Raw genomic sequence first — 22,944 nt, forward strand, 5'->3', positions numbered from 1 at the left:
CGTGCAGCGCGCAGGCCGGGTAGGCAGAAACGCGGGTGCGTTGGAGTGGCGTCCCTGCACCGCGCCTGCTGTTGGCCTGATTGCCGGTGCGCAGGCGAGCCGGTCAGCCCTGCGGGCGCGGCGCACTGCGCCACAGCAGTGCGCGGAACGGGCCGAGCAGGAACACACCCATGCCCAGCTTCACCGCCAGGTCGCCGGCCGCCCAGCTGATCCATGGCAGTCCAGCGCCAGCAAAGGCGATGCTCCAGAAGATCGTCGTATCCAGCGTGGCGCTGCAGGTGGTGGCCACGATCGGCGCACGCCACCAATTGCCACTGCGCAGCCGGTCGAACACGCTGATATCCAGCAGCTGCGCAGCGATGAAGGCGGTGCACGAGGCCGCCGCGATGCGCGGGGTGGCCAGCCAGAGCGACAACACCACCGCCAGCGCAAACCCGCACCAGGCGACCTTGCGCGCCGCGCGCGGGCCGAAGCGGCGATTGATCAGGTTGCTCACCAGAAACGCCAACGGATACGAGAACGCGCCCCAGGTCAGCCAATCGTTGATCGGGTACTGCACCAGGATGTTGGACAACAGCACCACCGTGCCCATGGCCAGGACCGCCCACGCCAATGCGCGCGCGGTGAGTGGGGTGAACGGCGTCGGCGCGGTGCTGGACATGAGGGTGCGGTAGTGACAGAACAGCGCGGATTATCCGCGTGTTGGCGTATGTGGGCCAGTGCACCAACGCGTATGCACGACACGGCCGCGAGCTGCTGGTTCAACCAGTGTGCCGGTCAACGCATGGCCGCCAGCATTGGTGAGTGACGCGGTGCGGATCGCTCGTGCTCGCGTAATCGCGCGATGCGTGAGCGCCGCGCTGCCGTTCGAGCGCATGCCGGCGGGTCATCAGGCAATCTGCGTGTACAGCGTTGCCGATTACGGCGCGATCAGCACGCTGGCAATTACCTGCGTGCGTGCCACGCATCGGTGCGCCAAGGCTCTGCATCGGCACGTGGCAGTACGCGTCGGTGATCAACAAACCATTGCGCAGGCAGTTAGGCAGACAGTGGAAGATGCCTCTGCGCGCACCGCAGGTACCGCACGCACCGCACGTAGCGCCGTATCCGCAAACGGTGCGTCAGTGACGCGCCATCCTGGCCGACAGCGTCTGCAAGCCGCTTCCCTGCATCACCAGGTGGTGCTGCTGTTCTGCGCGGCGGATTCCGCGGTTGGCACGAATGCCAGCGCCTGGCCTTGTGGCGACTGCACCGTCCAGCCGGCACCAGCCGGGCTCGGCTGGAAGGTCACCGTCTCGCCAACGCGAAAGCCCGCAGTCGGGTCGTCCTGGCGGGCCGGCCAGCGCAGCAGCGCGGTGTTCTCGGCGTTTGCCGGATCCTGCAACTGCACCTGGCAGCCGCCGTCAGTCTTTTTTTCCACCGACTTCACCCGCATCGGCGGCAATGGCCCGGCCGAGGCCTTGTGCGATGCGTCGCTCAAGGCTTCCGAGCCTGCGATCGCACTATGGCCCAGCGCCAACGACACGAAATACGGCGCGGAGATCACCAGGATCGCCGACATCGCCGAGGCATCGCCACGGGTGATCGTGGTCAGGCCCGCATGGGCCTGCATCGGCTGGCCAAACGAGATGGCCAGCAGCAGCCCGAGGCCGGCAGATCGAAGAGGGATGTTCATGGAGATGCTCCGTGCGTGGCAACGCTGTGTGGAATGGCTTGGTCCTGCTGCAGCATGTGTTGCTGCTGCAGGAAATCGAACACCGACTCGACCGTGATCACCGAATAGTTGCCGGAGATGCGCTCGCCGGCGGGATGGTCGGTCACTGCGGCATTGGCGACGAAGAAACGTGCGCCGATGCGCTTGCTCAGATCCAGATGCAGGCGCGTAGGTTGGTAGCCATTGCGTTTGAGCCAGGCTTGCGCGCTGCGTCGATCGCTCACCGGTGCAGCTGTCGCCTCTGCTGCGCTGGTCGCCGCCAACGCCGCCGCCAGCACTTCGAGCACCCACTGGTTGGAATTCTGATAATCGGTGGAGAACGGGTAGGCGATCATGCTGTAGCGCGCCTCGTGCAGCGCATGTGCCAGCGTGGCCGGATCCTGCAGCAACGTGCGCAGTTGCTGCTGCAGCACCGGTGCCGGCACGCCGACGCGCAGATCGGCAGCGAGGGCAGTTTCGCCGATGAAGTTGCTCAGGCCCTCGTGATACAGCGCGGAGTTGTCCGACTTGCAGTGATTGAGCAGGTGTTTCACCCGCCAGGTGCCATCGTCCTCGCGTAGCGCGAAGGCCAGATGGCTGTGTTTCAGCCCATAGCGGCTCAGATCCTGGCCGCCGCGTGCCAGCAGCACGACCTGCGCACCGTCCACTGCATCCAGCGCCTGTTGGGTGGACCTGGCCATGTCGAACATCGCCGCCAGCGTGGCGGGCGTTGGATAGTGCGGGGTGCACACCGGCGCGGCGATGGCGGGGAGTGCGCAGGTCAGGGAGACGAGCAACAGCGCCGTTGCAAACCAACCGCGCCGTTTATGTGCAAGTTGCATGGGGAGTGCAGCGTCCTTGTGTCTGCCCCGTGGCATCGGCGGCGGCACCATCATACGTGCAGGCGCGCACGCACCAGTGCGGCGATGCGCTGGGTTTCGCGCAATGGGTGAAGTTGCGGCGGCGTTGCGAAAACATCGCCGGCATCGCACAGACGGCCACGCGCCTGCAGTGCCCGCACATACGTCGCCACTCGTCCCTGCGCCTGTCCGGCAAACGCCGCTGCCACCGGGACCCGCGTGGCGCAGGCTTCGGAGAGCAGGTTGACCGAGTCGGCACTGGCCACGATCGCATCGGCCCAGCCCAGCAGGCCGGCGTACGGATTGGGCCCGTCGCGCTCGTCGCACCACAGCAGGCCTGGCAGCCCTGCATGCATCTTGCGCAGCATCCCGATCGCCTCGTGCGGCGTACGCCGTGAAGTGGTGACCAGCAGGCTGCCGCCGGCGGCGAGCACCTGCGCGCGCAGGTGCGTGCACAGTACCGCAAGCGCTTCGGTGGTCCAGGGCAGCTGCGCGGTGGGGCCGCCGATCAACAGCGCCACGCGCGGGCCGGGCAGCGCGCCGAGCGCGGCGAAGGCGGCGCGCCCGGCGGCCAGCCAGGCATCGTCCACCGGGTGCAGGCTGCCGAGCAGGGTAAGCACGTTGGCGCCACGCAGCGCATCGTGCTCGGGCACGACCAGCAGATCCCAGTGGCGCGGGTCCAGGCGCGGATCCAGCAGTTGCACCACCTGGCTGCCGTGCGTGCGCAGCAGCCGGGTGGCCAGCGCGGCCTGGCGCCCGCAGCCGATCGCCAGCGCCGGCGGCTGCTGCAATTGCCGGGCGAAGCCGGATCCAAACGCCGCCTGCGCGCCCGGCAACAGGCGCGGTGCGGCCCAACGCCATGGCGCGCGGGCCTGCAGATGCAGCGCCGTGACCGGCGTGGAGTGCAGCGCCTGCGCCAAGGCCTCGGCCTGGCGTGCATTGCCGGCGCGGCCGTCGCTGACCGCCCAGGTCAGCGCCATCGTTTCAGATCCGACATAGATTTGTTTCAGATTGAGCGTGTGTTGCAGCAATCGCGTCACTCTACACTGCGGGTCTTCACGCTGGCGCCGGTGCTGCACCCTACTGTCGCCCATTCCCTTGTTTCCCGGAGTCTCCATGTCCGACTTGCTCGACGCTGCCGCGCTGGATCAGCTGTTTCGCACCGCCCGCACGCAAAACGCCTTTCTCGACAAGCCGGTGAGCGAGGCGCAGCTGCGCGAGCTCTACGATCTGCTGAAGTGGGGCCCGACCGCCGCCAACGGGTCGCCGGCGCGTTTCGTGTTCGTGACCACGCCGGAGGGCAAGCAGAAGCTCAAGCCGGCACTGTCCGAGGCCAATGCCACCAAGACGCTGGCCGCGCCGGTCACGGTAATCATCGGCTCCGATGAGCAATTTCACGAAAAACTGCCGTACCTGTTCCCGCATGCCGATGCCAAGAGCTGGTTCGAAGGCTCGCGCGAGATGCGCGTGTCCGGCGCGTTCCGTAACAGCTCGCTGCAGGGCGCCTACCTGATCCTGGCCGCGCGTGCGCTGGGTCTGGATGCCGGCCCGATGTCCGGCTTCGACAATGACAAGGTGGACGCGGCGTTCTTTGCCGGCACGCCGATCAAGTCCAACTTCCTGGTCAATCTGGGCTATGGCGATCCGGCCGGGCTGTTCCCGCGGCTGCCGCGGCTGAGCTTCGACGAAGCCGCACGCATCGAGTAATAGCGGCGGGCACCGCAGCTGCGCGCACCGTCGGGCGTGCGCAGCCGGCGCTCCAGCAGGCAGGAGCCACGTACACTCCGGCTTCGGGGCGCGCCACCCGCACCACCTGACGACCGCGCCTTGTGCAATCCGCCCCAGGCGCCCGTTTCGATTTTCCTGCAGTCCTCGTCCGTCTGCGTCTGTTCCATCCGCGTTGATCCAATGCGGTCCCTCATCTCAAGGAGTTTCAATGAAGACCACCCACAAACTGTTGCTGCCGCTCGCCCTGACCCTGGCCATCGCCGCCTGCTCCAAGCCGGCCGACAACGCCGCCGCACCTGCTGCCGAAACCCCGGCCGCCACCGCACCGGCCGATGCCGCTGCCACCACCCCTGCCCCGGCTGCTGCGCCGGCCGCCTCGACCGCGCCGGCTGTGGAAGTGGCCTCCGGTACCTACACGCTGGATCCGAGCCATACCGACGTGATCGCGCAGTGGAGCCACTTCGGCTTCTCCAACCCGAGCGCGCATTTCGGCAATGTCGACGGCACCCTGGTGTACGACGCGGCCGACGTGACCAAGTCCACCGTGCAGGTCACCCTGCCGCTGTCGGGCCTGAACAGCTTCACCGCCAAGTTCGACGAGCACCTGAAGAGCGGTGACTTCTTCGACGCGGCCAAGTTCCCGACCGCCACCTTCAAGAGCACCAAGGTCGAAGCGGCCGGCCCCAACAAGCTGACCGTCACCGGCGACCTGACCATCAAGGATCAGACCAAGCCGGTCGTGCTGGACGTCACCCTCAACGGTGCCGGCGAGCACCCGATGAAGAAGGTGCCGGCAGCCGGTTTCGACGCCACCACCACCATCAAGCGCACCGACTTCGGCGTGGGCCAGTACGCCCCGAACGTCAGCGACGAAGTGAAGATCCGCATCACCACCGAAGCCCTGCAGGCCAAGGCCGGTGACGCTGCTGCTGCCAAGTAAGTCGCAGCGCAGTCGATGCATCGGTGCGAGCGATCGCACCGATGTGCGGAACGCAAAAGCCCGCCAATCGGCGGGCTTTTGCTTGAGCGCTTGACCGCAGCCACGGCGCGCGTGGCGCAGGCCCAAACAAGCGCACCTGCACCCACCCCCCCCCGGCTTTTGTAGGAGCGGCCCAGGCCGCGACAGCTCCACCCTCCGCCCCGCCACGATGCGCACGCCAACGCCTCACTCCGCAGCAGGGTTCGTCTTCCAGTAGCCCTTCGCGCGCACCGAGTCCTTGTCCACGCCCATGTGCTCTTCGAGAAACTTGCGCATCGCACGCGCGCGCATGGATTCGGTACCGATCCAGTAGAACGTGTCGCCGTCGTGCGGCTCGTAATCGCGCAGGCTGTCTTCCAGCAGCGTGCTGCTGGCGGCATCGAAGCCGTTGCGTTCCAGCCAGTACACGTCCACCTCGGCGGCGCTGAGCAGTTCCTGGCGCTCGGCCGCATCGGCGATTTCGATAAAGACCTCTGCATGCATGTCGGCGGGCATCGCTTCCAGCCAGCGGCCGATCGCGGGCAGCGCGGTTTCATCGCCGATCAGTACGTAGTGGTCGTAGTCGTCGGCAACCAGGAACGAGCCGCGCGGGCCGCCGATCTTCAGCGTATCGCCGGGCTGTGCCTGCGCCGCCCAGCTGGAGGCCACGCCGTCGCCGTGCAGCACGAAGTCGATGCTCAGCTCGCCGCTTTGCGGATCGAATGCACGCGGGGTGTAATCGCGGCCGGGCGAGGGCAGCGCGCCTTCGGCATAGCGCGGGCCATCCGGCGTCATCGTCGGCAGCACGAAGGCGCCATCGGAATTAGGGAAGAACAGCTTGACGTGATCGTCCGGTGCCTCGCTCTGAAAGCCGGCAAGCTCGCTGCCGCCAAACACGATGCGACGCATCTGCGGCGTCAGCGATTCGCAGCGCACCACCTGCACGGAGCGCAGGCGCGGATCGCGGCGGAGTTGGGTGTGGGTGTGGATGGCCATGTAGTGCGATTCCTGGATGTGGCGCGCAGATGCGCGGCGGGGGAGTGACTGCAAACGGTGATGCGACGATCTGGCCAGCGAGCTGGCAAAGAACAGCGGTTGTTGCTCACCCTTCTCCCATCGGAAGAAGGTGCCCCGCAGCGGCGGATGCCGGTACGGGCGAAGCCGCGTGCATCTCCCAAACAAGCAAGATCGATGCCGTGCAGCGACACGCTGATCAAATCGCGGAACAGCGCAGGAACAGCAATGCATGCATGCCACTGACGCCGCGTAACGCAAACACCGCGATGACGCGTCACTGCCGCAAGTCGCATTCAAACCGGTATCGGTTGGCTTCGGACCACGGCGATAGACGCACTCAGCCGTCGTCGCGCTCCATGCCGTCAGCGGCGGCGTTGAGTAGCGTGGCAATGCGTGTGGTTTCTGCATTCGTCCATTGCCCGTGCCGCGCAAACAGGCCGTGCTTGATGCGGTGGATGGCCTCGCGAATCGGCGCCGGGGTCTGTGCCTTGATCAGCTCGCGTGCGCGGCGGTGGGTGCGGGCCAGCGCCGCATCCAGTGCATCTCGGTGCTGCGCCGCATACGTACGGCCGGAGGGGGTGACCTGGTAGCGCTTACGTCCTTCGTCCAGCGCGGTCTGCACCCAGCCATCGGCTTCGAGCTGCGCCAGCGCCGGATAGATGGCGCCCGCGCTGGGCGTGTACAGGCCTTTGAACAGTGCAGTGATCTGCCGCATCAGCTCATAACCATGGCGTGGCTGTTGCTCGATCAGCGCCAGCAGCAGCAAGCGCAGGTCGCCATGTTCCAGCGGCCGTGCGCGCCCGGCGCCGCCGCGACGCGTCGCACTGGGCGCTGCAGATGGATCGAGCTCGCTCGGCAGGTCGTCGTGGCGGGAGCGCATTGTTATTCGATATATCGAAGAATGGCGAAAAGATATATCGAAGTGTGGCGGCCCGCAAGGGCCTGCCTGTCGCCCGGCTGACCGGCCTGGCCATCCCTGCCGCCCATGCTGCAACGCGGCTAGACACGGCTGGCCTCCATAATTACGATGTAATTACTTCGACATTACGGGCTTGGCCCGGTGAGGCAGACGCATGAGTCGACAGTGGGACACCCAGGCCGAAAGCCGGCGCCAGCGCCTGCAGCGCGCCGCAGCCCTGGCGCCGCAGGGGCGCGTGGTGGCCGCCGACGACGTGGTGGCGCTGCTGGAGGCGGTGATCGAACCCGGCGACCGCGTCTGCCTGGAAGGCAACAACCAGAAGCAGGCCGACTTCCTGGCGCGCTGCCTCACCGAGGTGGACCCGGTGCGCGTGCACGACCTGCACATGGTGCAATCGGTGTTGTCGCTGCCCGCGCATCTGGACGTGTTCGAGCGCGGCATCGCCAAGCGGCTGGATTTCTCGTTCTCCGGCCCGCAGGCCGCGCGCCTGGCCGGGCTGGTCGGCGAGGGCCGCATCGAGATCGGCGCCATCCACACCTACCTGGAATTGTTCGGCCGTTACTTCATCGACCTGACACCGCGCATCGCGCTGGTCACCGCGCAGGCCGCCGACCGCCACGGCAATCTCTACACCGGCCCGAATACCGAAGACACCCCGGTGATCGTCGAGGCCACCGCGTTCAAGGGCGGCATCGTGATTGCGCAGGTCAACGAGATCGTGGACACGCTGCCGCGCGTGGACATCCCGGCCGACTGGGTGGACTTCGTCACCCAGGCGCCCAGGCCCAACTACATCGAACCGCTGTTCACCCGCGACCCGGCGCAGATCTCCGAGATCCAGGTGCTGATGGCGATGATGGCGATCAAGGGCATCTACGCCGAATACGGCGTGGACCGGCTCAACCACGGCATCGGCTTCGACACCGCCGCGATCGAATTGCTGCTGCCCACCTATGCCGAATCGCTGGGGCTGAAGGGCAAGATCTGCCGGCACTGGGCGCTCAATCCGCATCCGGCGCTGATCCCGGCGATCGAATCGGGCTTCGTGCACTCGGTGCATTCGTTCGGTTCGGAACTGGGCATGGAGGCCTATATCGCCGCACGTCCGGACATCTTCTTTACCGGTGCCGACGGCAGCATGCGCTCCAATCGGGCGTTGTCGCAGACCGCCGGCTTGTATGCCTGCGACATGTTCATCGGCTCCACCCTGCAGATCGATCTGCAGGGCAACAGCTCCACCGCCACGCGCGACCGCATCGCCGGTTTCGGCGGCGCGCCCAACATGGGCTCGGATGCGCGCGGCCGCCGGCACGCCAGCGACGCCTGGCTCAAGGCCGGGCGCGAGGCGGCGCGTCCCGGCGAGATGCCGCGCGGACGCAAGCTGGTGGTGCAGATGGTGGAAACCTTCCGCGAACACATGGCACCGGCCTTCGTCGACAGGCTCGATGCCTGGGAACTGGCCGAGCGCGCCAACATGCCGCTGCCGCCGGTGATGATCTACGGCGACGACGTCAGCCACGTGCTGACCGAGGAAGGCATTGCCAACCTGTTGCTATGCCGCAGCGCCGAAGAGCGCGAGCAGGCCATCCGTGGCGTGTCCGGTTACACCGCCGTCGGCCTGGGCCGCGACAAGCGCGCGGTGGAGAACCTGCGCGATCGCGGCGTTATCAAGCGGCCGGAAGACTTAGGGATTCGTCCACGCGATGCCACGCGCGACCTGCTCGCCGCGCGCACGGTCAAGGACCTGGTGCGCTGGTCCGGTGGGTTGTACGACCCGCCGAAACGTTTTCGCAACTGGTAGGGGCACAGCATGGAAACCCTGCGGTATCGCTTCGATGGCCAGCATGGCGCACGCGCCGGGCTGGACCATGCGCTGGTCGGCGTGGTCGCCTCCGGCAACCTGGAAGTGCTGGTCGAGCGCGTGCCGCTGGACGGCGCGATGGAGATCGAGATCCTCACCGCTGCGCGCGGGTTCGGCACGATCTGGCAGGCGGTGCTGGACGATTTCGCCGCGCGCCATCCGCTGCGCGATGTGCGCATCAGCATCAACGATGTCGGCGCCACCCCAGCGGTGGTGAGCCTGCGCCTGGAGCAGGCGCTAGACGTCCTGCAGGGAGCCGCCGCATGAGCCACCCCTCTCACCCCGTAGGAGCGCACCCGGGCGCGACGGGCTTTCCCGGTAACGCCGCAGTCGCGCCCGGGTGCGCTCCTACGCGCGTCGTTAGGAGCACCACTGTCGATAGTGCCGAGCGCAGCAATCCCGTAGGAGCGCACCAGGGCACGACGGGCTTTCCCGGTAACGCTGCAGTCGCGCCCAGGTGCGCTCCTACGCGCGTCGTCGGGAGCACCACGGTCGATAGTGCCGAGCGCAGCAATCCCGTAGGAGCGCACCAGGGCGCGACGGGCTTTCCCGGTAACGCCGCAGTCGCGCCCGGGTGCGCTCCTACGCGCGTCGTGGGGAGCACCACTGTCGTTAGTGCCGACCGCAGCAATCCCGTAGGAGCGCACCAGGGCGCGACGGGCTTTCCCGGTAACGCTGCAGTCGCGCCCGGGTGCGCTCCTACGCCTGTCGTTGGGAGATACGTATGAGCACCACCATTCCCATGGCCGAGCGCAGCTATTACGAGGCCGATGCGCGCGAGCGCATCGATGGCGTGCTGGATGCTGGCAGCTTCCGCGAATTCGTCGGTCCGCGCCGTCGCCTGATCAGCCCGCATCTGGCCCAGCTGGACACGCCCGGCGCCTTCGATGACGGCATCGTCGTCGGTGAAGGCACACTGCGTGGGCGCAACGTGCTGATCGCCGCGCAGCAAGGCGCCTTCATGGGCGGCGGCGTCGGCGAGGTGCACGGTGCCAAGCTCACCGGCCTGCTCGAACGCGCCGCCGCCACGCAACCGGCGGCGGTGCTGTTGCTGCTCGACACCGGCGGCGTGCGCCTGCACGAAGCCAACGCCGGCCTGATCGCCATCTCCGAAATCATGCGTGCCACCTTGAACACGCGCGCCGCCGGCGTGCCGGTGCTGGCCTTGATCGGCAGCGGTAACGGCGCCTTCGGCGGCATGGGCATCGTGGCGCGCTGCTGCAGCGCGGTGATCATGTCCGAAGAAGGCCGCCTGTCGCTGTCCGGCCCGGACGTGATCGAAACCGTGCGCGGTGTGGAGGAGTTCGACGCGCGTGATCGCGCCCTGGTGTGGCGCATCACCGGCGGCAAGCACCGCTATCTGCTGGGCGAGGCGCAGACGCTGGTGGCCGACCGCATCGCCGCATTCGCCGAGGCCGCCGTGCAGGCGCTGGACACGCTGACTGAGCCGGAAGGCGAGGCCGCATTGCAGGCGCTGGAACTTGCACAGCAGCAGTTGGCCACGCGCATCGCCGCCTATGGCGATTGCCGCGACGGCCTGGAGATCTGGCAGCGGCAGGGCATTGTCGATGCGCAGCGCCTGCCGCTGCTGGATACCGACGCCTTCCTCGCCGCCACCGCCGACCGGAGCACGCCATGGAACTGAGCCAACTGCTGGACCAGCTGTTTCCGCTCGGCCACGCGATCGCCTGCAACGACGATGTGCTCACCGGCAGTGCCACCACGGCCGCAGGCGAGGTCACCGTGATCGGCACCGCCAACAAGCTGGAAGTCGGCGTGGACCACGCGCTGGCACTGGCGGCGACCGTGTTGGCGAGCACGCGCGCGCATCCGCAGCGGCCGATCGTGATGCTGGCCGATACCGCCGGGCAACGGCTGGCGCGCCGCGACGAACTGCTGGGCATCAACGGCTATTTCGCGCATCTGGCACGCACGCTGGATCTGGCGCGCAAGCGCGGCGCGCGGCTGGTCACGCTGGTGTATGGCGAATCGGTCAGCGGCGGCTTTCTGTCGTTCGGTCTGATGGCCGATCACATCCACGCATTGCCGGATGCGCAGATCCGCGTGATGGATCTGCGCGCGATGGCGCGCGTGACCAAGCAGAGCGTGGACACCTTGCAGGCGCTGAGCAAGAGCTCGCCGGTGTTTGCGCCTGGCGTGGAGAACTACGTGCGCATGGGCGCGGTGGAGTCGCTCTGGGATGGCGATCTGGCGCAGGCGCTGGGCGATGCCCTGGCCGCGCCCAGCGATGGCGATCAACGCCGGGCACGTGGCGCGCAGCGTGGCGGGCGCACCCTGGCGCGCGATGTCGCTGCCGCAGTGGCCGCGGGCGAGGGCTGAGCATGCCCGGCCGCCACGCACTGGTGTGGCTGCATCCCGGCGCGCGCTGGCAAGCGCTGACGCCGGGTGCGCAGCCACGGCTGCAGCAGTGGTTTGCCGCGGGTCTGCCGGCAGTGGTGGCGCGTGGCGATGGCAGCGAGGCGCCCGGCAGCCTGCGGCTGGGCGTGCCGTTGCCGCCAGACGAAGGCAAGCAACGCCTGGCCTTGAGCGCCGGCCTGGACGAGGTTGCGCGCAGCACCGCGCCATTGGCGCTGGACGCGGTGATCGCAGCCGCACCCGCCGCGATGCAGCCTGCACTGCAGGCCTTGCTGACCCAGTGCGATGCCAACGCCCTGCAGCCGCGCGTCTTCGGCAGCTTCGCATGGCAGGCCCTGACCGGGCTTGCGTATGTGCACGCGCAATCGGATCTGGATCTGCTGTGGTCCATCGCCACACCCGAACAGGCGCAGGCCGTGGTGACAGTGCTGCAGCGCTGGGAACAGCGCCACGGGCTGCGCGCAGACGGCGAACTGCTGCTGCCCGACGACACCGCGGTGAACTGGCGCGAATACGCCGGCAGCGCGCAACAGGTCTTGGTGAAGTCCACCGACGGCTGTCGCTTGCTGCCGCGCAGCGCGCTGTTTGCGGTGTGGAGCGCGGCATGAGCACGCTGGTCGAACGCACTGCCGATGCCAGGCGCTCCGTGACGCCTTGCAACGCGGTGGAGCGCCGGCGGCCAGTGACAGGAGCCAAACAAACGGGCATTGCACCATCCCTAGTTGATGCGGTCAGCCAATCGACGCACCTGATTCGTGCCGATCGCGAATCGACGCTCGCACCGACACTGGCACCAACACCGGCAGCAACGCACGACGTACCGCCGCAGCCGCTACTGCGCCTCGCGCTCGAAGGCGCTGGTTCGGATCGCGTGCATGCGCCATCGCGCGTTGCATGCACGCATGGCGAGCTGCAAGACAGTGCAGCCCGACAACACGCATTGCATCCTGAAGCCGGCACTGCCAGCGCACTGGCGCATCGGCTGGGTCGGCTGGCGGTCGCCGCCCTGCATGCGGAACTCGGCTGCGCGCCCAAGCCCGGCCTGGTCACGCCGTTCGACAGCGGCAGCCATGCCGATATGGATGCGTCGACGTTCCTGCGCAGCCTGTTCGCCCTGCGCGGCTATTTCGTCGCGATTGCACAGGCCGGTATCGACAACGCGCCGTTCGGGCAATTGCGCCAGCTCGGCATCGCGGCCGAAGCGGCGATGCTGCGCGCCACCGGCGGCATCAACACTCATCGCGGTGCAATCTTCAGCCTAGGCCTGCTCACTGCGCAGGCGGCGCGCTTGCGTGGCGTGCATGGGCATGCCCCTAGCGGCGAAGCAGTCTGCGGCGCGGTGCAGGTCTGGCGCGGTGCATTGCGGGCCGCGCCGCTGGATCCATGCAGCAATGGCCAGCGCGTGCGCGCGGCGTTTCAGATCAGTGGCGTGCGCGAGCAGGCCGCGGCCGGGTATCCATTGCTGCGCGAGATCGCACTGCCGTCTCTGCGTAGCGCACTGCGCAGCGGCGCGACGCGCGAGGCCGCGCTGGCGCAGACCTTGATGCACCTGGTTGCCGAGGTCGACGATCTCAACCTGCTGCATCGCGGCGGGCAAGACGGGCTGGCTTACGCAAAGGCGCAGGCGCATGCGTTTCTGGCCGATGGCGGCATCGCGCACCCGCAGTGGCGCGCGTGCCTGCACACCATCGGCAGGCAATTTGTCGCGCGTCGCCTGAGCCCGGGCGGCAGCGCCGATCTGCTGGCCTGTGCCTGGTTCCTGCACTGTCAGGAGACGGCATGAGCCTGTATCGGCCACTGGCACCTGCGAAGGCAACGTCCATGCAGGCGTGTGGCGGCGCGGCCCTTCGCACTGCCTCAGTGAACGGCCTGCTTGTCCTGGTCGCGGAAGAAGAAGCCCGCAGCGCGAATCAGGGCGGCACAAGCACAGCGCGCGCGGCTGCCTGCAAGCAGGCCACCGCATGAGCCTGGCCGTGCTCTGTCCCGGCCAGGGTGGGCAGCACGCCGCGATGTTCGCGCGGGTTGCCGATGCGCCTGCCGCGGCCGAGGTAATCGCTGCCGCGAGCACGGTGCTTGGCGCCTCGGCGCAAACGCTGGCCGCAGACAACTCCCGCTACACCAATGCCATCGCACAGCCGCTGGTCTGCGCCGGCGCGCTGGCGCACTGGCAGGTGCTGCGTGCGCAGCTGCCCACGCCGGTGTTGGTGCTGGGCTACAGCGTCGGCGAGCTGGCCGCGCATGCGGTTGCCGGCAGCATGGAGATCGCCACCTGCTTGCAGCTGGCTGCCACCCGCGCACGCCTGATGGATGCGGCCCGCCCGGACCATGCCGGCTTGATGGCGGTACTCGGCCTGCCGCTGCGCACGCTCGAGGCGCTGTGCCGGACGCATGGCGCGGCCATCGCCATCGTCAATGGCGACGACCACGCCGTGCTCGGTGGGCCGCAGGCGGCGCTGCAGGCACTGGGCGATGCAGCGCAGGCGCAGGGCGCACGTGTCACGCCGTTGCCGGTGAGCGTGCCGGCGCATACGCCGTGGTTGCGGGCGGCTGCCGACGCCTTCGCCGTCGAATTGAACAATGCGGCCGTGCAGGCGCCCAGGCTGCGTGTGCTGGCCGGCATCGATGCGCGTGCCGTCACCACGCAGGCCCTGGTGGTGGACACGCTGGCCGCACAGATCGCGCAGACCGTGCGCTGGTCCGAGGTGCTGGTGCAGGCTGCCGAGCGCGGCGCGCGGGTGTTTCTCGAACTGGGGCCCGGTAGCGCATTGGCGCGCATGGCGCGCGAGCGCGTGCCGGGCTGCGAAGCGCGATCGGTCGACGAATTTCAGAGTGCCCACGGGGTGGTCGAGTGGGTCAACGCCGCATGCGAGCGCGCGGCATGACGGTCGAGGTGGTGCACACGGCGTAACCCTTGGGTGGCGGGTGGCCATCCGTGCTGTACGCGTATCAGGTGTCTGGGAGGGCGCATGACCCCGCAAATTGCAACGATTCTTGGCTTGGTGATCATGTTCATCGTCGCCACCGCATTGCCCATCAACATGGGCGCGGTGGCCTTCGCGCTGGCCTTCATCATCGGTGGCGTGTGGGTGGGGCTGGACGGCAAGGAGGTGCTGGCCGGCTTTCCGGGCGACCTGTTCCTGACCCTGGTCGGCATCACCTATCTGTTCGCCATCGCGCAGAAGAACGGCACCATCGATCTGCTGGTGCACTGGGCGGTGCGCGCGGTGCGCGGGCGCATCGTCGCCATTCCCTGGGTGATGTTCGTCATCACCGGCCTGCTCACCGCCTTCGGTGCGCTCGGGCCGGCGGCGGTGGCCATCATCGGCCCGGTGGCGCTGCGCTTTGCCAAGCAGTACCGCATCAATCCCTTGATGATGGGCCTGCTGGTGATCCATGGCGCGCAGGGCGGCGGCTTTTCGCCGATCAGCGTGTATGGCGGCATCACCAACAAGGTGGTGGAAAAGGCCGGGCTGGACGTCACCGAGATGGCGGTGTTCCTCACCAGCCTGGGCTTCAACCTGATGATGGCGATCATCTGCTTCTGCGCCTTCGGCGGGCTCAAGCTGATGCGCCGGCAGGAGGTCTCGCTGGCCGATGCGCAGTATGTGGCGGTGGCCGACGACCAGGCCTCCAAGCGCCCGTTCGCGATCGAAGGGCATGGTTCGCTGGTGGCCGCCGGTGGCGGCACCTTGTCGACCAATCCGCTGGCGCTGGAGGCGGTCGCCATCACGCGCGATCGGGTGATCACGCTGGTCGGCCTGCTCGGTCTGGGCATCGCCGCGCTGGTCTACAACCTCAACGTCGGCTTGGTCTCGATCACCGTGGCGGTGGCGCTGGCGCTGATCTCGCCCAGCGCGCAGAAGGGCGCGGTGGACGGCATCAGCTGGTCAACGGTGTTGTTGATCAGCGGCGTGGTCACCTATGTGGCGGTGCTTGAAAAGGCCGGCGCGGTGGACTACATCGGCACCGGCGTATCGCATATCGGCATGCCGCTGCTGGGGGCGCTGCTGGTCTGCTACGTCGGCGGCATCGTTTCCGCATTCGCCTCGTCGGCGGCGGTGCTGGGCGCCACCATCCCGCTGGCGGTGCCGTTCCTGATGCAGGGCCAGCTCGGCGCGGCCGGGGTGATCTGCGCGCTGGCGGTGTCGTCCACCATCGTCGATGTCAGCCCGTTCTCCACCAACGGTGCGTTGGTGGTGGCCTCGGCCGCCAAGGAAGAGCGCGACGCGCTGTTCCGCCGCTTCCTGGTCTACAGCGGGCTGGTGGTGTTGCTGGGGCCGCTGGTGGCCTGGCTGCTGTTCGTGGTGCCGGGCTGGCTGTGATCCGGCCCGTGTCCGGCAGGGCATTGGGGCGCCCCGGTAGAATGGGCGCCCCCACGCCAGCATCGACGACCCGCCTGCCATGACCCTCGCCCCTGATTCGCGCAACGCCAAGAAGCGCGTACCGCTGTACGAGGAAGTGGCCGAGCGCCTGCGCCAGAAGATCTACGACTACGCGCTGCCGCCGGGCGAATGGATCGACGAGCCGGCGCTGGCCGAGGAACTCGGCATCAGCCGCACCCCGCTGCGCGAGAGCCTCAAGCTGCTCGCCGCCGAAGGCCTGGTGCAGCTGGACGCCGGCCGCGGCAGCCGGGTCACGCGGCTGACGCTGGAAGACCTCAACCAGTTGTTCCCGGTGATGGCGATGCTGGAAGGCCGCTGCGCGCACGATGCGGTCAAGCGCATCGACGCAGCCGGCGTGCAACGCCTGGAAGAGCTGCACGCGGCGATGGAAGCCGCCGCCACCGCTGGCGACCTGGCCGAGTACTACCGCAACAATTATCTGATCCACGAGACCGTGCAGCAGTACGCCGGCAATCCGTGGTTGATCCGGGTCACCCACGATCTGCACCGCATCCTCAAGATGCACCGCGGCCGGCAGCTGTTGACGCCCGGGCGCATGGCGCAGTCGCTGGCCGAGCACCGCGAGCTGATGGCCTGCGTACGCGGCGGCGACGCCGAAGGCGCAGAGCGCACGATGCACGGCCATCTGTTGAGCCAGGGCCAGGCCTTGGCGGCGTATGTGGCAGCGGGTGGCATGTTGAACGTGCCGGCGCCATTACCGAGGGTGGGTGGGGTCTAGCAGTCGGCGCTGTCCGGGCGCACCACCACGCGCATCGAGATCGCACATCCCTTCTCCCATCGGGAGAAGGTGCCCGAAGGGCGGATAAGGGTACGTGCGCACGCAGCACCGGAAAGCTTCTCGCTCTTGCGAATCCCCAATCCCCGCCGCCTACTCCCCGCCCAACGCAAGCAAGTCATCCACGCGTTCGATCAACCGCGTCTCAGCCAAGCCGGCAAACACGTCCGGATGCGCATAGCCCCACGCAACTGCAGCAAACGGTAAGCCCACCGCTTGCGCCGCCTCCCAGTCGGCGACCTGGTCGCCCACGTACACCGCCTGCGCTGCGGTATGTCCGGTGCTGCGCAACACGCGACGCAAGGCGCGCTGTTTGCCCAGCAGATGCGCACCGCCGTCGATCACTGCGAACTTCGCGCCCAGCTCCTCGCCCAGCGCGCGCTGCACATTCTCCACCGAGTTGGACGACACCAGGGCCAGGCGGGTGCCACGGGCGTGCAGGGCCTGCAGCACCCCGGCAATGCCGTCGAACAAGGCCATCGGCGGGGCAGCACGCATCAGGCGGATGAAGTCGGCAGCCACCAGCGGGATGCGCCAGCTGCTCAGGCCCGATTGCTTGAGCAGCTGGCGGGTGCTCAGGCGGCGTGCGGCGTCCACTTCATGCGCTTGCGCAGCGCGGAACCCGTGCCGCGCGGCCAGTACGCGCTGCGTGCTCAGAAAGAAACCGAACGAGTCGGCCAGGGTGCCGTCGAAATCGAAGATGATCAGCTTGGGCATTGCAACGCGGGGATCAGGGCGTCATAGCCTAACCACTGCTGCACTCATGCCGTACGCAGACACGCCACCGATGTGCGCGCAGGCGAGGCGACACCGCAACGCGATCGGCACAACCACTGCAATCATCGCCAGACGGCGCGCGTCCGATGCCGGGGTCGGCATGCACCTCTCGTATCCTTCTGCCGAGCGCGCCGTCTACATCCAGCCGGCGCCTGTTCGCCATGCGGCGCTAGCCGCGCTCAGGCCTCGGCGAAATGCGGCACGATCGGCGTATCGCCTTGCGCATGCTGTTCGATGACCTTGCGCTGCATCGCCGCCAGGTAGGCATCCAGCTCTTCGGTGGAGGCGAAGACATCGCTCAGCGGCACTGCCTTGACCATGTCGAAGACCTTGCGGATCTGCGGCTGCGGGTTGGTCACCAGCACCTTGCCCTGGCGCGTGGCCAGTGCCCTGCGCGCCTTGAAGATGCAGCGGATGCCGGCGCTGGAGATGTATTCCAGCGCGGTCAGGTCCAGCACCAGCGTGGTGATCAGGGTGCCCAGCAGCGGCGACAGCGCCGCGTCCAGATCCTGGTAGGTGTGGGTGTCCAGGCGCCCGGTCAGGATGACGCGTTGACGGGTGTCCTGCGGCGGGTCGATCTGAATGGCGAGCGTGGTCATGACAGTGCCTCGGGGACGGGGGCGTACGGGTGGAGCAGGGTGACGCGCACCACGTTGTATGCACCATCGCGGCGGTAGTCGATGTGATCGGCGAACTGATGCACCAGGAACAGCCCCAGCCCGCCGATCGCGCGCTCGTCGAGCTCGGCACTCAGGTCCGGCATCGCGGCGGTGCTGGGGTCGAACGCACTGCCGGGGTCGTGCATCTCCAGCACCAGCGCCTGCGGGTCCAGCTGCAGTTGCAGGCGCAGCGGCTGCTCGGCGCACTGGCCGTGGGTGAGCGCATTGCAGCCGAGCTCTTCCACGATCAGCCGCACCTGGCCGATGCGCTCGGCGTGCAGGCCTTCCAGCGTGAGCGAGTGTTCCAGCGCGTCGTTGGCGCCGGCCAGCTGGGCCAGCGAGGGCGCGATGGCCAGGTCGAGCTTCATCAGGTCGTTGCCTTTCCGGGGGCGTCCCGGCCAGCGTCTGCGACCCGCCCAGCATGCTCCTGGCGCAGCCGGATCGCCAGCAGGGTGATGTCGTCGTACGGGTCGGCCTGGCCGGTGAAGTGGGCGATGTTGGCGATCACCGCCTTGCACTGCGCCGCCGCGCTGCGGCGTGGCCGCAAAGCGCCGAGCAGGCGCTCCAGCCCATAGCTGGCCCCTTGCTCGTCCATCGCCTCGGTCACCCCGTCGGTATAGCCCAGCAGCGTCTGCCCGGCGCTCATGCGGCCCTGCAGGACCGGGTAGGCCACCTGCGGCTCGATCCCCAGCGGCGCGCCGGTGTCCAGCGGCAACGGCCGCGCGCTGCCGTCGATGTCGATCAGCACCGGCGGCTCATGGCCGGCACTGGCCAGCCAGTAGTCGCCGCTCACCACGTTGATCACCCCGCACAGCACCGTGGCGAACATGCAGGTGTCGTTGTTTTCGGCCAGCCGCGTGGAGGCGGCGATCAGGATGCTGTCCGGGCGCGTATGCCGGCGCGCGGCGATTTCCAGCACGCTCACCGCGCGCGCCATGAACAAGGCGGCCGGCACGCCCTTGTCGGACACATCGCCCACCACAAACCACAGCAGCCCCGGCTCGGTCTCGACGAAGTGGTAGAAGTCGCCGCCCACCGCCTTGGCCGGTTCCAGCCAGGCGCAGGTTTCCAGATGCGAACTGGCGCGGTCGAAGGTGCGCCCGGAGGGCAGCATCGCCTGCTGGATCTCGCGCGCAATCTGCAGCTCGCTGTGCATGCGCTCGCGCGCGGCGGTCATCTCGCCGATCTGCGCGATGTGGTCGCGGATCGCATCGCGCGCGCTGTCGAACGCACGCGCCATCACGCCCACCTCGTCGCGGCGTTCGATGTGCTGCAGCGGGTATGCGAATTCGCCACGGCGAAAGTGCTCGGCGGTATCGGTCAATTCCTCGATCGGGCGCGTCAGCTTGCGCGTGATCCGCCCCATCAGCCACCACCACACCACCGCGCCCAGCAACGCCGCCAGCGCCACCCACGCGGCCAGCCAGTTCAGGCCCGCCAGCACATAGCCCTCCGAGGCGGACAGCACGAAGGTCCAGCCGCTGCGCCCCACCGCCGCGCTATGGGTCAAAAAGCGCTCGCCATCCGGCGCGGTGTGCGCAAACGAGACCGGCTGGCCCGCCGCCACCGCGCGCTGCAACGGCAGCAGGTCGGGCCGCGAATGCGCCACGTAACGCTCCAGCGTGTAACGCAGGTTGAGCGCCGGGTCGGGGCTGAACACCAGCATGCCTTCGGGCGACAGCAGCATCGGCTGGATGCCGATGTCGCGCGGCAGCTGGTCGATGATCTCGCGCAGGTGCTGCAACGGCAGGTCCACGCTGACCATGCCCACCGGCGCGGCATCCACCGCATCGCCCGGGCGGCGCAACGGCAGGTTGTAGCTGGTGTACAGCGCGTTGCCGCCATTGGCGTTGAGATACGGCTCTGACCACCACGCGCGGCCTTCGCGCTGGGTGCGCAGATACCACGGCATCGCGCGGTAGTCGTAGCCCAGGTCCTGCACCGATTTCTCTAGCACGCGCGTGCCGTCGCGATGCACGTACCAGACAAACCCGGTGTCGCGCGCCTTCTGCGTGCGCGGCTCGATGATCAACCGCGCCGCACCGATATCCGGGTCGCCGCTGAGCGTGGCCAGCAGCAGCGCGCGCAGATTGAACGGCTGCAGCCCCACCGCGCTGCTGCTGGCCGCCAGCGTGCGGCCGCTCACCTGCACCGAGTCCAGCATCGCCGCCAGGCTGCGTGCGGTCTGCTCGGTCAGGCCATCCACCTCGGTGCGCGCCGCCTCCACCAGCTCGGCGCGTGCGCCCAGGTAGAACACCGTGCCCAGCAACGCCAGCAACACCACCAGCACCGCGGTGGCGGCCAGCAACACGCGCATGCGCAGGCTGTGCCGCCAGTGCACCCGCGGGGTGACGGCCACGCTGTCGGCTGGCGATGTGGGACCCGTGGCGATGGCGCGCTTCCGTGGCGGCGGATGGCCCGATCATGGCAGTTTTGCGGGCGCCGGCAACCGGCTCACGGCCGCCTCATCCTCAGCTGCCGTAAATTGACCCCAGCGGGTCAAGCAAACTAGATTGACTCCCCCTATCGCCATGGAGGCCGGCCTTGCGCCAGATTCTGACCCCGAGCCTGCTGGCCCTTTTGCTTACGGCCTGTAACGCCCCGGAGACCAGCATGACCCAGACCCAATCCCCCGCAACCGAGGCCGCCGCAGAAGCCGACGTCGAGGCCGGTAGCCGCGGCCTTGCCAAGTTGAATCCCAGCCCGCGCAAGGCCTACGAGGTCACGCTGACCCTGGACAAGGCGCCCGGCGCCTTCGGCCTGGTGCAGGGCGCGGCGCAGTACGACGTCAGCAACGAAGCCGAATGCGGCAAGATCCAGCCCGAAACCGGCACCGCCGGGCGCATCACCAGCCAGGAAGACTTCGCACTCAAGAAGATCTCCGACACCGAGTACCGCGGCACCGTCTATCTGGACCTGATGCAGGACGAGGACTATTACGGTCGCGGCGTCTGCCACTGGGAATTCAGCGGTGCCAGCGTGCTGCTGAAGGCCACCGGTGCAGAGGAAGAGACCCGCTTCCTGTCGTTTATCGAAGGCAAGACGGTGACTGCGCAGCAGCCACAGACGAAGTACTACTGGAAGGAAGGGTATCCGCGCTCGGAGTCCAAGAGCTTTCCGGACACCGGTGAGCTGAGCCCGGACAAATTCAAGCCGGAAATCCGCGACAATCTCTTCACCATCACATTGGCTGCCAAGGAAGTTGCGCCATGAGCATCCCATCGCCGCACTATGCGGGCTTGTCGGAAGATGTCTACAAGGATCGCGCCGTCGGCCGGCGCGCGCCAGGTCAGGAAGAAATCGTCGTGGTCGAGGGGCAGCGTTATGCGGTTCTCGACCACGTCAACAACAAGGCCACCGGCTATCAAGGCACGATCTACCGGCGTGAAGGCAGCGGCGACATCGTGGTCGCCCATCGCGGCACCGAGGGCGCGGTCAAGGACATTCTCACCGATGCGACCATGGTCACCTCGCGGACCAATCCGCAGGCAGCCGACGCGCTCGCGCTGACCAAAAACGCGATGGACATTGCCAAGGACGTCGGCAAGCGAACCGGGCACCAACCCGAAGTCACCGTCACCGGCCACTCCCTGGGCGGTGCGCTTGCGCAGGTCTCCGCGCACCACTACGACCTCAAGGGCGAAACCTTCAACGCCTACGGTGCAGCCAGCCTGAGTTACCGCATTCCCGAAGGCGGCAACAGCGTGATCAACCACGTGATGGCGTCGGACCCGGTCAGCGCGGCCTCGCCGCATTTCGGGCAGGTACGCATCTACGCCAAGCCGGATGAAATCGCCACGTTGAGCGGCGCCGGCTACAGCAACAGCAAGGCCAATTTCCTGATTCCCGACTACCCGCTGGTGGCGGCGGGCGGTTCGCTGGGCGCGCACAAGCTGGGCAACTTCCTGGGCGAGCATTCGGCGCTCACCGACCCCAACGCGCGTCCGCTTGCCGAAAAGAACGCGCGCATGATCGACGAATACCGCAGCGATGTGGACGGGCTGCGCACCGGCACCACCATCCTGACGCGCAGAGCGCGCGGCCTCGGCCAGGACGCCATCGACGCCATCCGCGGCCCGCTTGCTCCGGGCGAGCCTGCCAAGCGCGACGCACGCGAGCACGGTAACGAGCACACCTCGCTGCGTATCGACCAACCGGGGCATGTGGGCAATGCCTTGTTCCAAGACGCGCAGCGTGGCGTGCACGCACAGGACGCACGTGCAGGGCGCGCGCCCGACCAGCAAAGCGCCCAGTTGTCCGGCTCGCTCGCCTCGGAAATGCACGCCGCCGGTGGCCAGCGCATCGACGCGGTGATGATGAGCCCCGATGCCGCACGCACCTTCGCCGTGCAGGGCCGTGTGGACGACCCCGCGCAGCTGCGTGTCAGCGTGGAAACCATGACCGCGATGAACACCCCGCTGGAGCAGAGCAGCCAGCGCGTGGCCGACAATGCCGCACGCCAGTCGCTGGCGCTGGAGCAGCAGCAAACCCAGACCCAGCAACAACAGCAGGGTACACGCGCGCTGGGCTGAGTGCGTTATGCATGCGTGGCGTTGGGCAGCCGACAAAACGGCTGCGCAGCCGTCAGGTGGGCGCGGTCGCTGCCTGGAATCGGCGTGGACCACGCGTGCACTGTGGTGCTGAGCGCGCCATCCGCTGCCATCGCGTGGTGCACAGAAAAAACGCCGGCTTGCCCGGCGTTTTTCGTTCGGCCGCTGCCCACCTACGGACGCGAGCGTGTCGAGTGCGCAGAGCGGGCAGGGCAGCTGGAAGGCGAGGCGGTCTTCACGCGTCGGGCTGCTGCTGTCGAACTGGAATCGCAGCTTGCCGCGTAGCGCCGGTGACGGTGATCGAGCCAGGGTGGTCGTTCCAGAATCAGCTGTCAGCCACAGCCACAGCCACAGCCACAGCCACAGTC

General features: G+C 67.9%; 23 protein-coding genes. 13 read left to right on the forward strand and 10 right to left on the reverse strand.

Annotated elements, in window-relative coordinates; all coding sequences use genetic code 11:
- Positions 1 to 103 precede the first annotated feature (103 nt).
- From ACCQ04_RS02780 to ACCQ04_RS02795, 4 genes are all read right to left on the reverse strand, one after another.
- Entirely contained in the window at positions 104 to 661 is a 558-nt protein-coding gene (locus ACCQ04_RS02780; protein WP_104569160.1) for a VUT family protein, read from the reverse strand.
- Positions 662 to 1,171: 510 nt separating this feature from the next.
- Positions 1,172 to 1,675: a hypothetical protein gene (locus ACCQ04_RS02785; protein WP_016902864.1), complete on the reverse strand. Its 504-nt coding sequence runs from the start codon at positions 1,673 to 1,675 to the stop codon at positions 1,172 to 1,174.
- Entirely contained in the window at positions 1,672 to 2,535 is an 864-nt protein-coding gene (locus ACCQ04_RS02790; RefSeq protein ID WP_226426911.1) for a DUF2145 domain-containing protein, read from the reverse strand. Before ACCQ04_RS02790 ends, ACCQ04_RS02785 begins: the two co-directional genes overlap by 4 nt.
- A 50-nt stretch (positions 2,536 to 2,585) precedes the next feature.
- Positions 2,586 to 3,533 carry a mitochondrial fission ELM1 family protein gene (locus ACCQ04_RS02795; protein ID WP_226426910.1) on the reverse strand — a complete coding sequence of 316 codons (948 nt, stop codon included), beginning with the start codon at positions 3,531 to 3,533 and terminating at the stop codon, positions 2,586 to 2,588.
- Positions 3,534 to 3,669: 136 nt separating this feature from the next.
- Here ACCQ04_RS02795 and ACCQ04_RS02800 point away from each other — a divergent pair, with 136 nt between their 5' ends.
- Both ACCQ04_RS02800 and ACCQ04_RS02805 read left to right on the forward strand, forming a co-directional pair.
- A complete protein-coding gene (locus tag ACCQ04_RS02800) occupies positions 3,670 to 4,260 on the forward strand; it encodes a malonic semialdehyde reductase (RefSeq protein WP_046345571.1) in 591 nt (196 codons plus the stop codon).
- Between the two features lie 229 nt (positions 4,261 to 4,489).
- Positions 4,490 to 5,221: a YceI family protein gene (locus ACCQ04_RS02805; RefSeq protein WP_080716308.1), complete on the forward strand. Its 732-nt coding sequence runs from the start codon at positions 4,490 to 4,492 to the stop codon at positions 5,219 to 5,221.
- A 225-nt stretch (positions 5,222 to 5,446) separates the two neighbouring features.
- On the opposite strand, the gene ACCQ04_RS02810 is transcribed toward ACCQ04_RS02805, so the two are convergent.
- Together ACCQ04_RS02810 and ACCQ04_RS02815 are read right to left on the reverse strand one after the other, a co-directional pair.
- Positions 5,447 to 6,235, reverse strand: a complete 789-nt coding sequence (locus ACCQ04_RS02810) for a siderophore-interacting protein (protein ID WP_226426909.1) — start codon at positions 6,233 to 6,235, stop codon at positions 5,447 to 5,449.
- A gap of 358 nt (positions 6,236 to 6,593) precedes the next feature.
- Positions 6,594 to 7,136: a PadR family transcriptional regulator gene (locus ACCQ04_RS02815; protein ID WP_226426908.1), complete on the reverse strand. Its 543-nt coding sequence runs from the start codon at positions 7,134 to 7,136 to the stop codon at positions 6,594 to 6,596.
- A gap of 193 nt (positions 7,137 to 7,329) precedes the next feature.
- Here ACCQ04_RS02815 and mdcA point away from each other — a divergent pair, with 193 nt between their 5' ends.
- The 9 genes from mdcA (at position 7,330) to ACCQ04_RS02860 (ending at position 16,533) form a co-directional block, all read left to right on the forward strand.
- Entirely contained in the window at positions 7,330 to 8,976 is a 1,647-nt protein-coding gene (gene mdcA, locus ACCQ04_RS02820) for a malonate decarboxylase subunit alpha (protein ID WP_104569156.1), read from the forward strand.
- Between the two features lie 9 nt (positions 8,977 to 8,985).
- Positions 8,986 to 9,303: a malonate decarboxylase acyl carrier protein gene (gene mdcC, locus ACCQ04_RS02825; protein ID WP_016902872.1), complete on the forward strand. Its 318-nt coding sequence runs from the start codon at positions 8,986 to 8,988 to the stop codon at positions 9,301 to 9,303.
- 475 nt (positions 9,304 to 9,778) lie between these two features.
- Complete coding sequence (locus ACCQ04_RS02830; protein ID WP_372358766.1) at positions 9,779 to 10,681, forward strand: biotin-independent malonate decarboxylase subunit beta; 903 nt, start codon at positions 9,779 to 9,781, stop codon at positions 10,679 to 10,681.
- Positions 10,672 to 11,376: a biotin-independent malonate decarboxylase subunit gamma gene (mdcE, locus tag ACCQ04_RS02835; protein WP_226426907.1), complete on the forward strand. Its 705-nt coding sequence runs from the start codon at positions 10,672 to 10,674 to the stop codon at positions 11,374 to 11,376. Before ACCQ04_RS02830 ends, mdcE begins: the two co-directional genes overlap by 10 nt.
- A 2-nt stretch (positions 11,377 to 11,378) precedes the next feature.
- Positions 11,379 to 12,020: a malonate decarboxylase holo-[acyl-carrier-protein] synthase gene (gene mdcG / locus ACCQ04_RS02840; protein WP_372358646.1), complete on the forward strand. Its 642-nt coding sequence runs from the start codon at positions 11,379 to 11,381 to the stop codon at positions 12,018 to 12,020.
- 332 nt (positions 12,021 to 12,352) lie between these two features.
- Complete coding sequence (gene mdcB, locus ACCQ04_RS02845; protein WP_372358647.1) at positions 12,353 to 13,195, forward strand: triphosphoribosyl-dephospho-CoA synthase MdcB; 843 nt, start codon at positions 12,353 to 12,355, stop codon at positions 13,193 to 13,195.
- A 178-nt stretch (positions 13,196 to 13,373) separates the two neighbouring features.
- Complete coding sequence (gene mdcH / locus ACCQ04_RS02850; RefSeq protein WP_372358648.1) at positions 13,374 to 14,294, forward strand: malonate decarboxylase subunit epsilon; 921 nt, start codon at positions 13,374 to 13,376, stop codon at positions 14,292 to 14,294.
- A gap of 84 nt (positions 14,295 to 14,378) precedes the next feature.
- Entirely contained in the window at positions 14,379 to 15,734 is a 1,356-nt protein-coding gene (locus tag ACCQ04_RS02855) for an SLC13 family permease (protein ID WP_024937865.1), read from the forward strand.
- A gap of 79 nt (positions 15,735 to 15,813) precedes the next feature.
- Complete coding sequence (locus tag ACCQ04_RS02860) at positions 15,814 to 16,533, forward strand: GntR family transcriptional regulator (protein WP_372358649.1); 720 nt, start codon at positions 15,814 to 15,816, stop codon at positions 16,531 to 16,533.
- A 150-nt stretch (positions 16,534 to 16,683) separates the two neighbouring features.
- Here ACCQ04_RS02860 and ACCQ04_RS02865 read toward each other — a convergent pair whose 3' ends face one another.
- From ACCQ04_RS02865 to ACCQ04_RS02880, 4 genes are all read right to left on the reverse strand, one after another.
- Positions 16,684 to 17,307: an HAD hydrolase-like protein gene (locus tag ACCQ04_RS02865; RefSeq protein WP_372358650.1), complete on the reverse strand. Its 624-nt coding sequence runs from the start codon at positions 17,305 to 17,307 to the stop codon at positions 16,684 to 16,686.
- Positions 17,308 to 17,546: 239 nt separating this feature from the next.
- Positions 17,547 to 17,966 carry an STAS domain-containing protein gene (locus ACCQ04_RS02870; RefSeq protein ID WP_372358651.1) on the reverse strand — a complete coding sequence of 140 codons (420 nt, stop codon included), beginning with the start codon at positions 17,964 to 17,966 and terminating at the stop codon, positions 17,547 to 17,549.
- Complete coding sequence (locus ACCQ04_RS02875) at positions 17,963 to 18,394, reverse strand: ATP-binding protein (protein ID WP_039523217.1); 432 nt, start codon at positions 18,392 to 18,394, stop codon at positions 17,963 to 17,965. The genes ACCQ04_RS02870 and ACCQ04_RS02875 overlap by 4 nt, the downstream gene beginning before the upstream one ends.
- Positions 18,394 to 20,343, reverse strand: a complete 1,950-nt coding sequence (locus ACCQ04_RS02880; RefSeq protein ID WP_372358767.1) for a SpoIIE family protein phosphatase — start codon at positions 20,341 to 20,343, stop codon at positions 18,394 to 18,396. Before ACCQ04_RS02880 ends, ACCQ04_RS02875 begins: the two co-directional genes overlap by 1 nt.
- A gap of 296 nt (positions 20,344 to 20,639) precedes the next feature.
- On the opposite strand from ACCQ04_RS02880, the gene ACCQ04_RS02885 reads away from it, so the two are divergent.
- Together ACCQ04_RS02885 and ACCQ04_RS02890 are read left to right on the forward strand one after the other, a co-directional pair.
- Positions 20,640 to 21,239 carry a hypothetical protein gene (locus ACCQ04_RS02885; protein ID WP_372358652.1) on the forward strand — a complete coding sequence of 200 codons (600 nt, stop codon included), beginning with the start codon at positions 20,640 to 20,642 and terminating at the stop codon, positions 21,237 to 21,239.
- Entirely contained in the window at positions 21,236 to 22,558 is a 1,323-nt protein-coding gene (locus ACCQ04_RS02890) for an XVIPCD domain-containing protein (protein ID WP_372358653.1), read from the forward strand. Before ACCQ04_RS02885 ends, ACCQ04_RS02890 begins: the two co-directional genes overlap by 4 nt.
- The last annotated feature ends 386 nt before the right edge of the window (positions 22,559 to 22,944 follow it).

The sequence above is a fragment of the Xanthomonas sp. NCPPB 2866 genome, assembly GCF_041475745.2.
Taxonomy (GTDB): domain Bacteria; phylum Pseudomonadota; class Gammaproteobacteria; order Xanthomonadales; family Xanthomonadaceae; genus Xanthomonas; species Xanthomonas arboricola.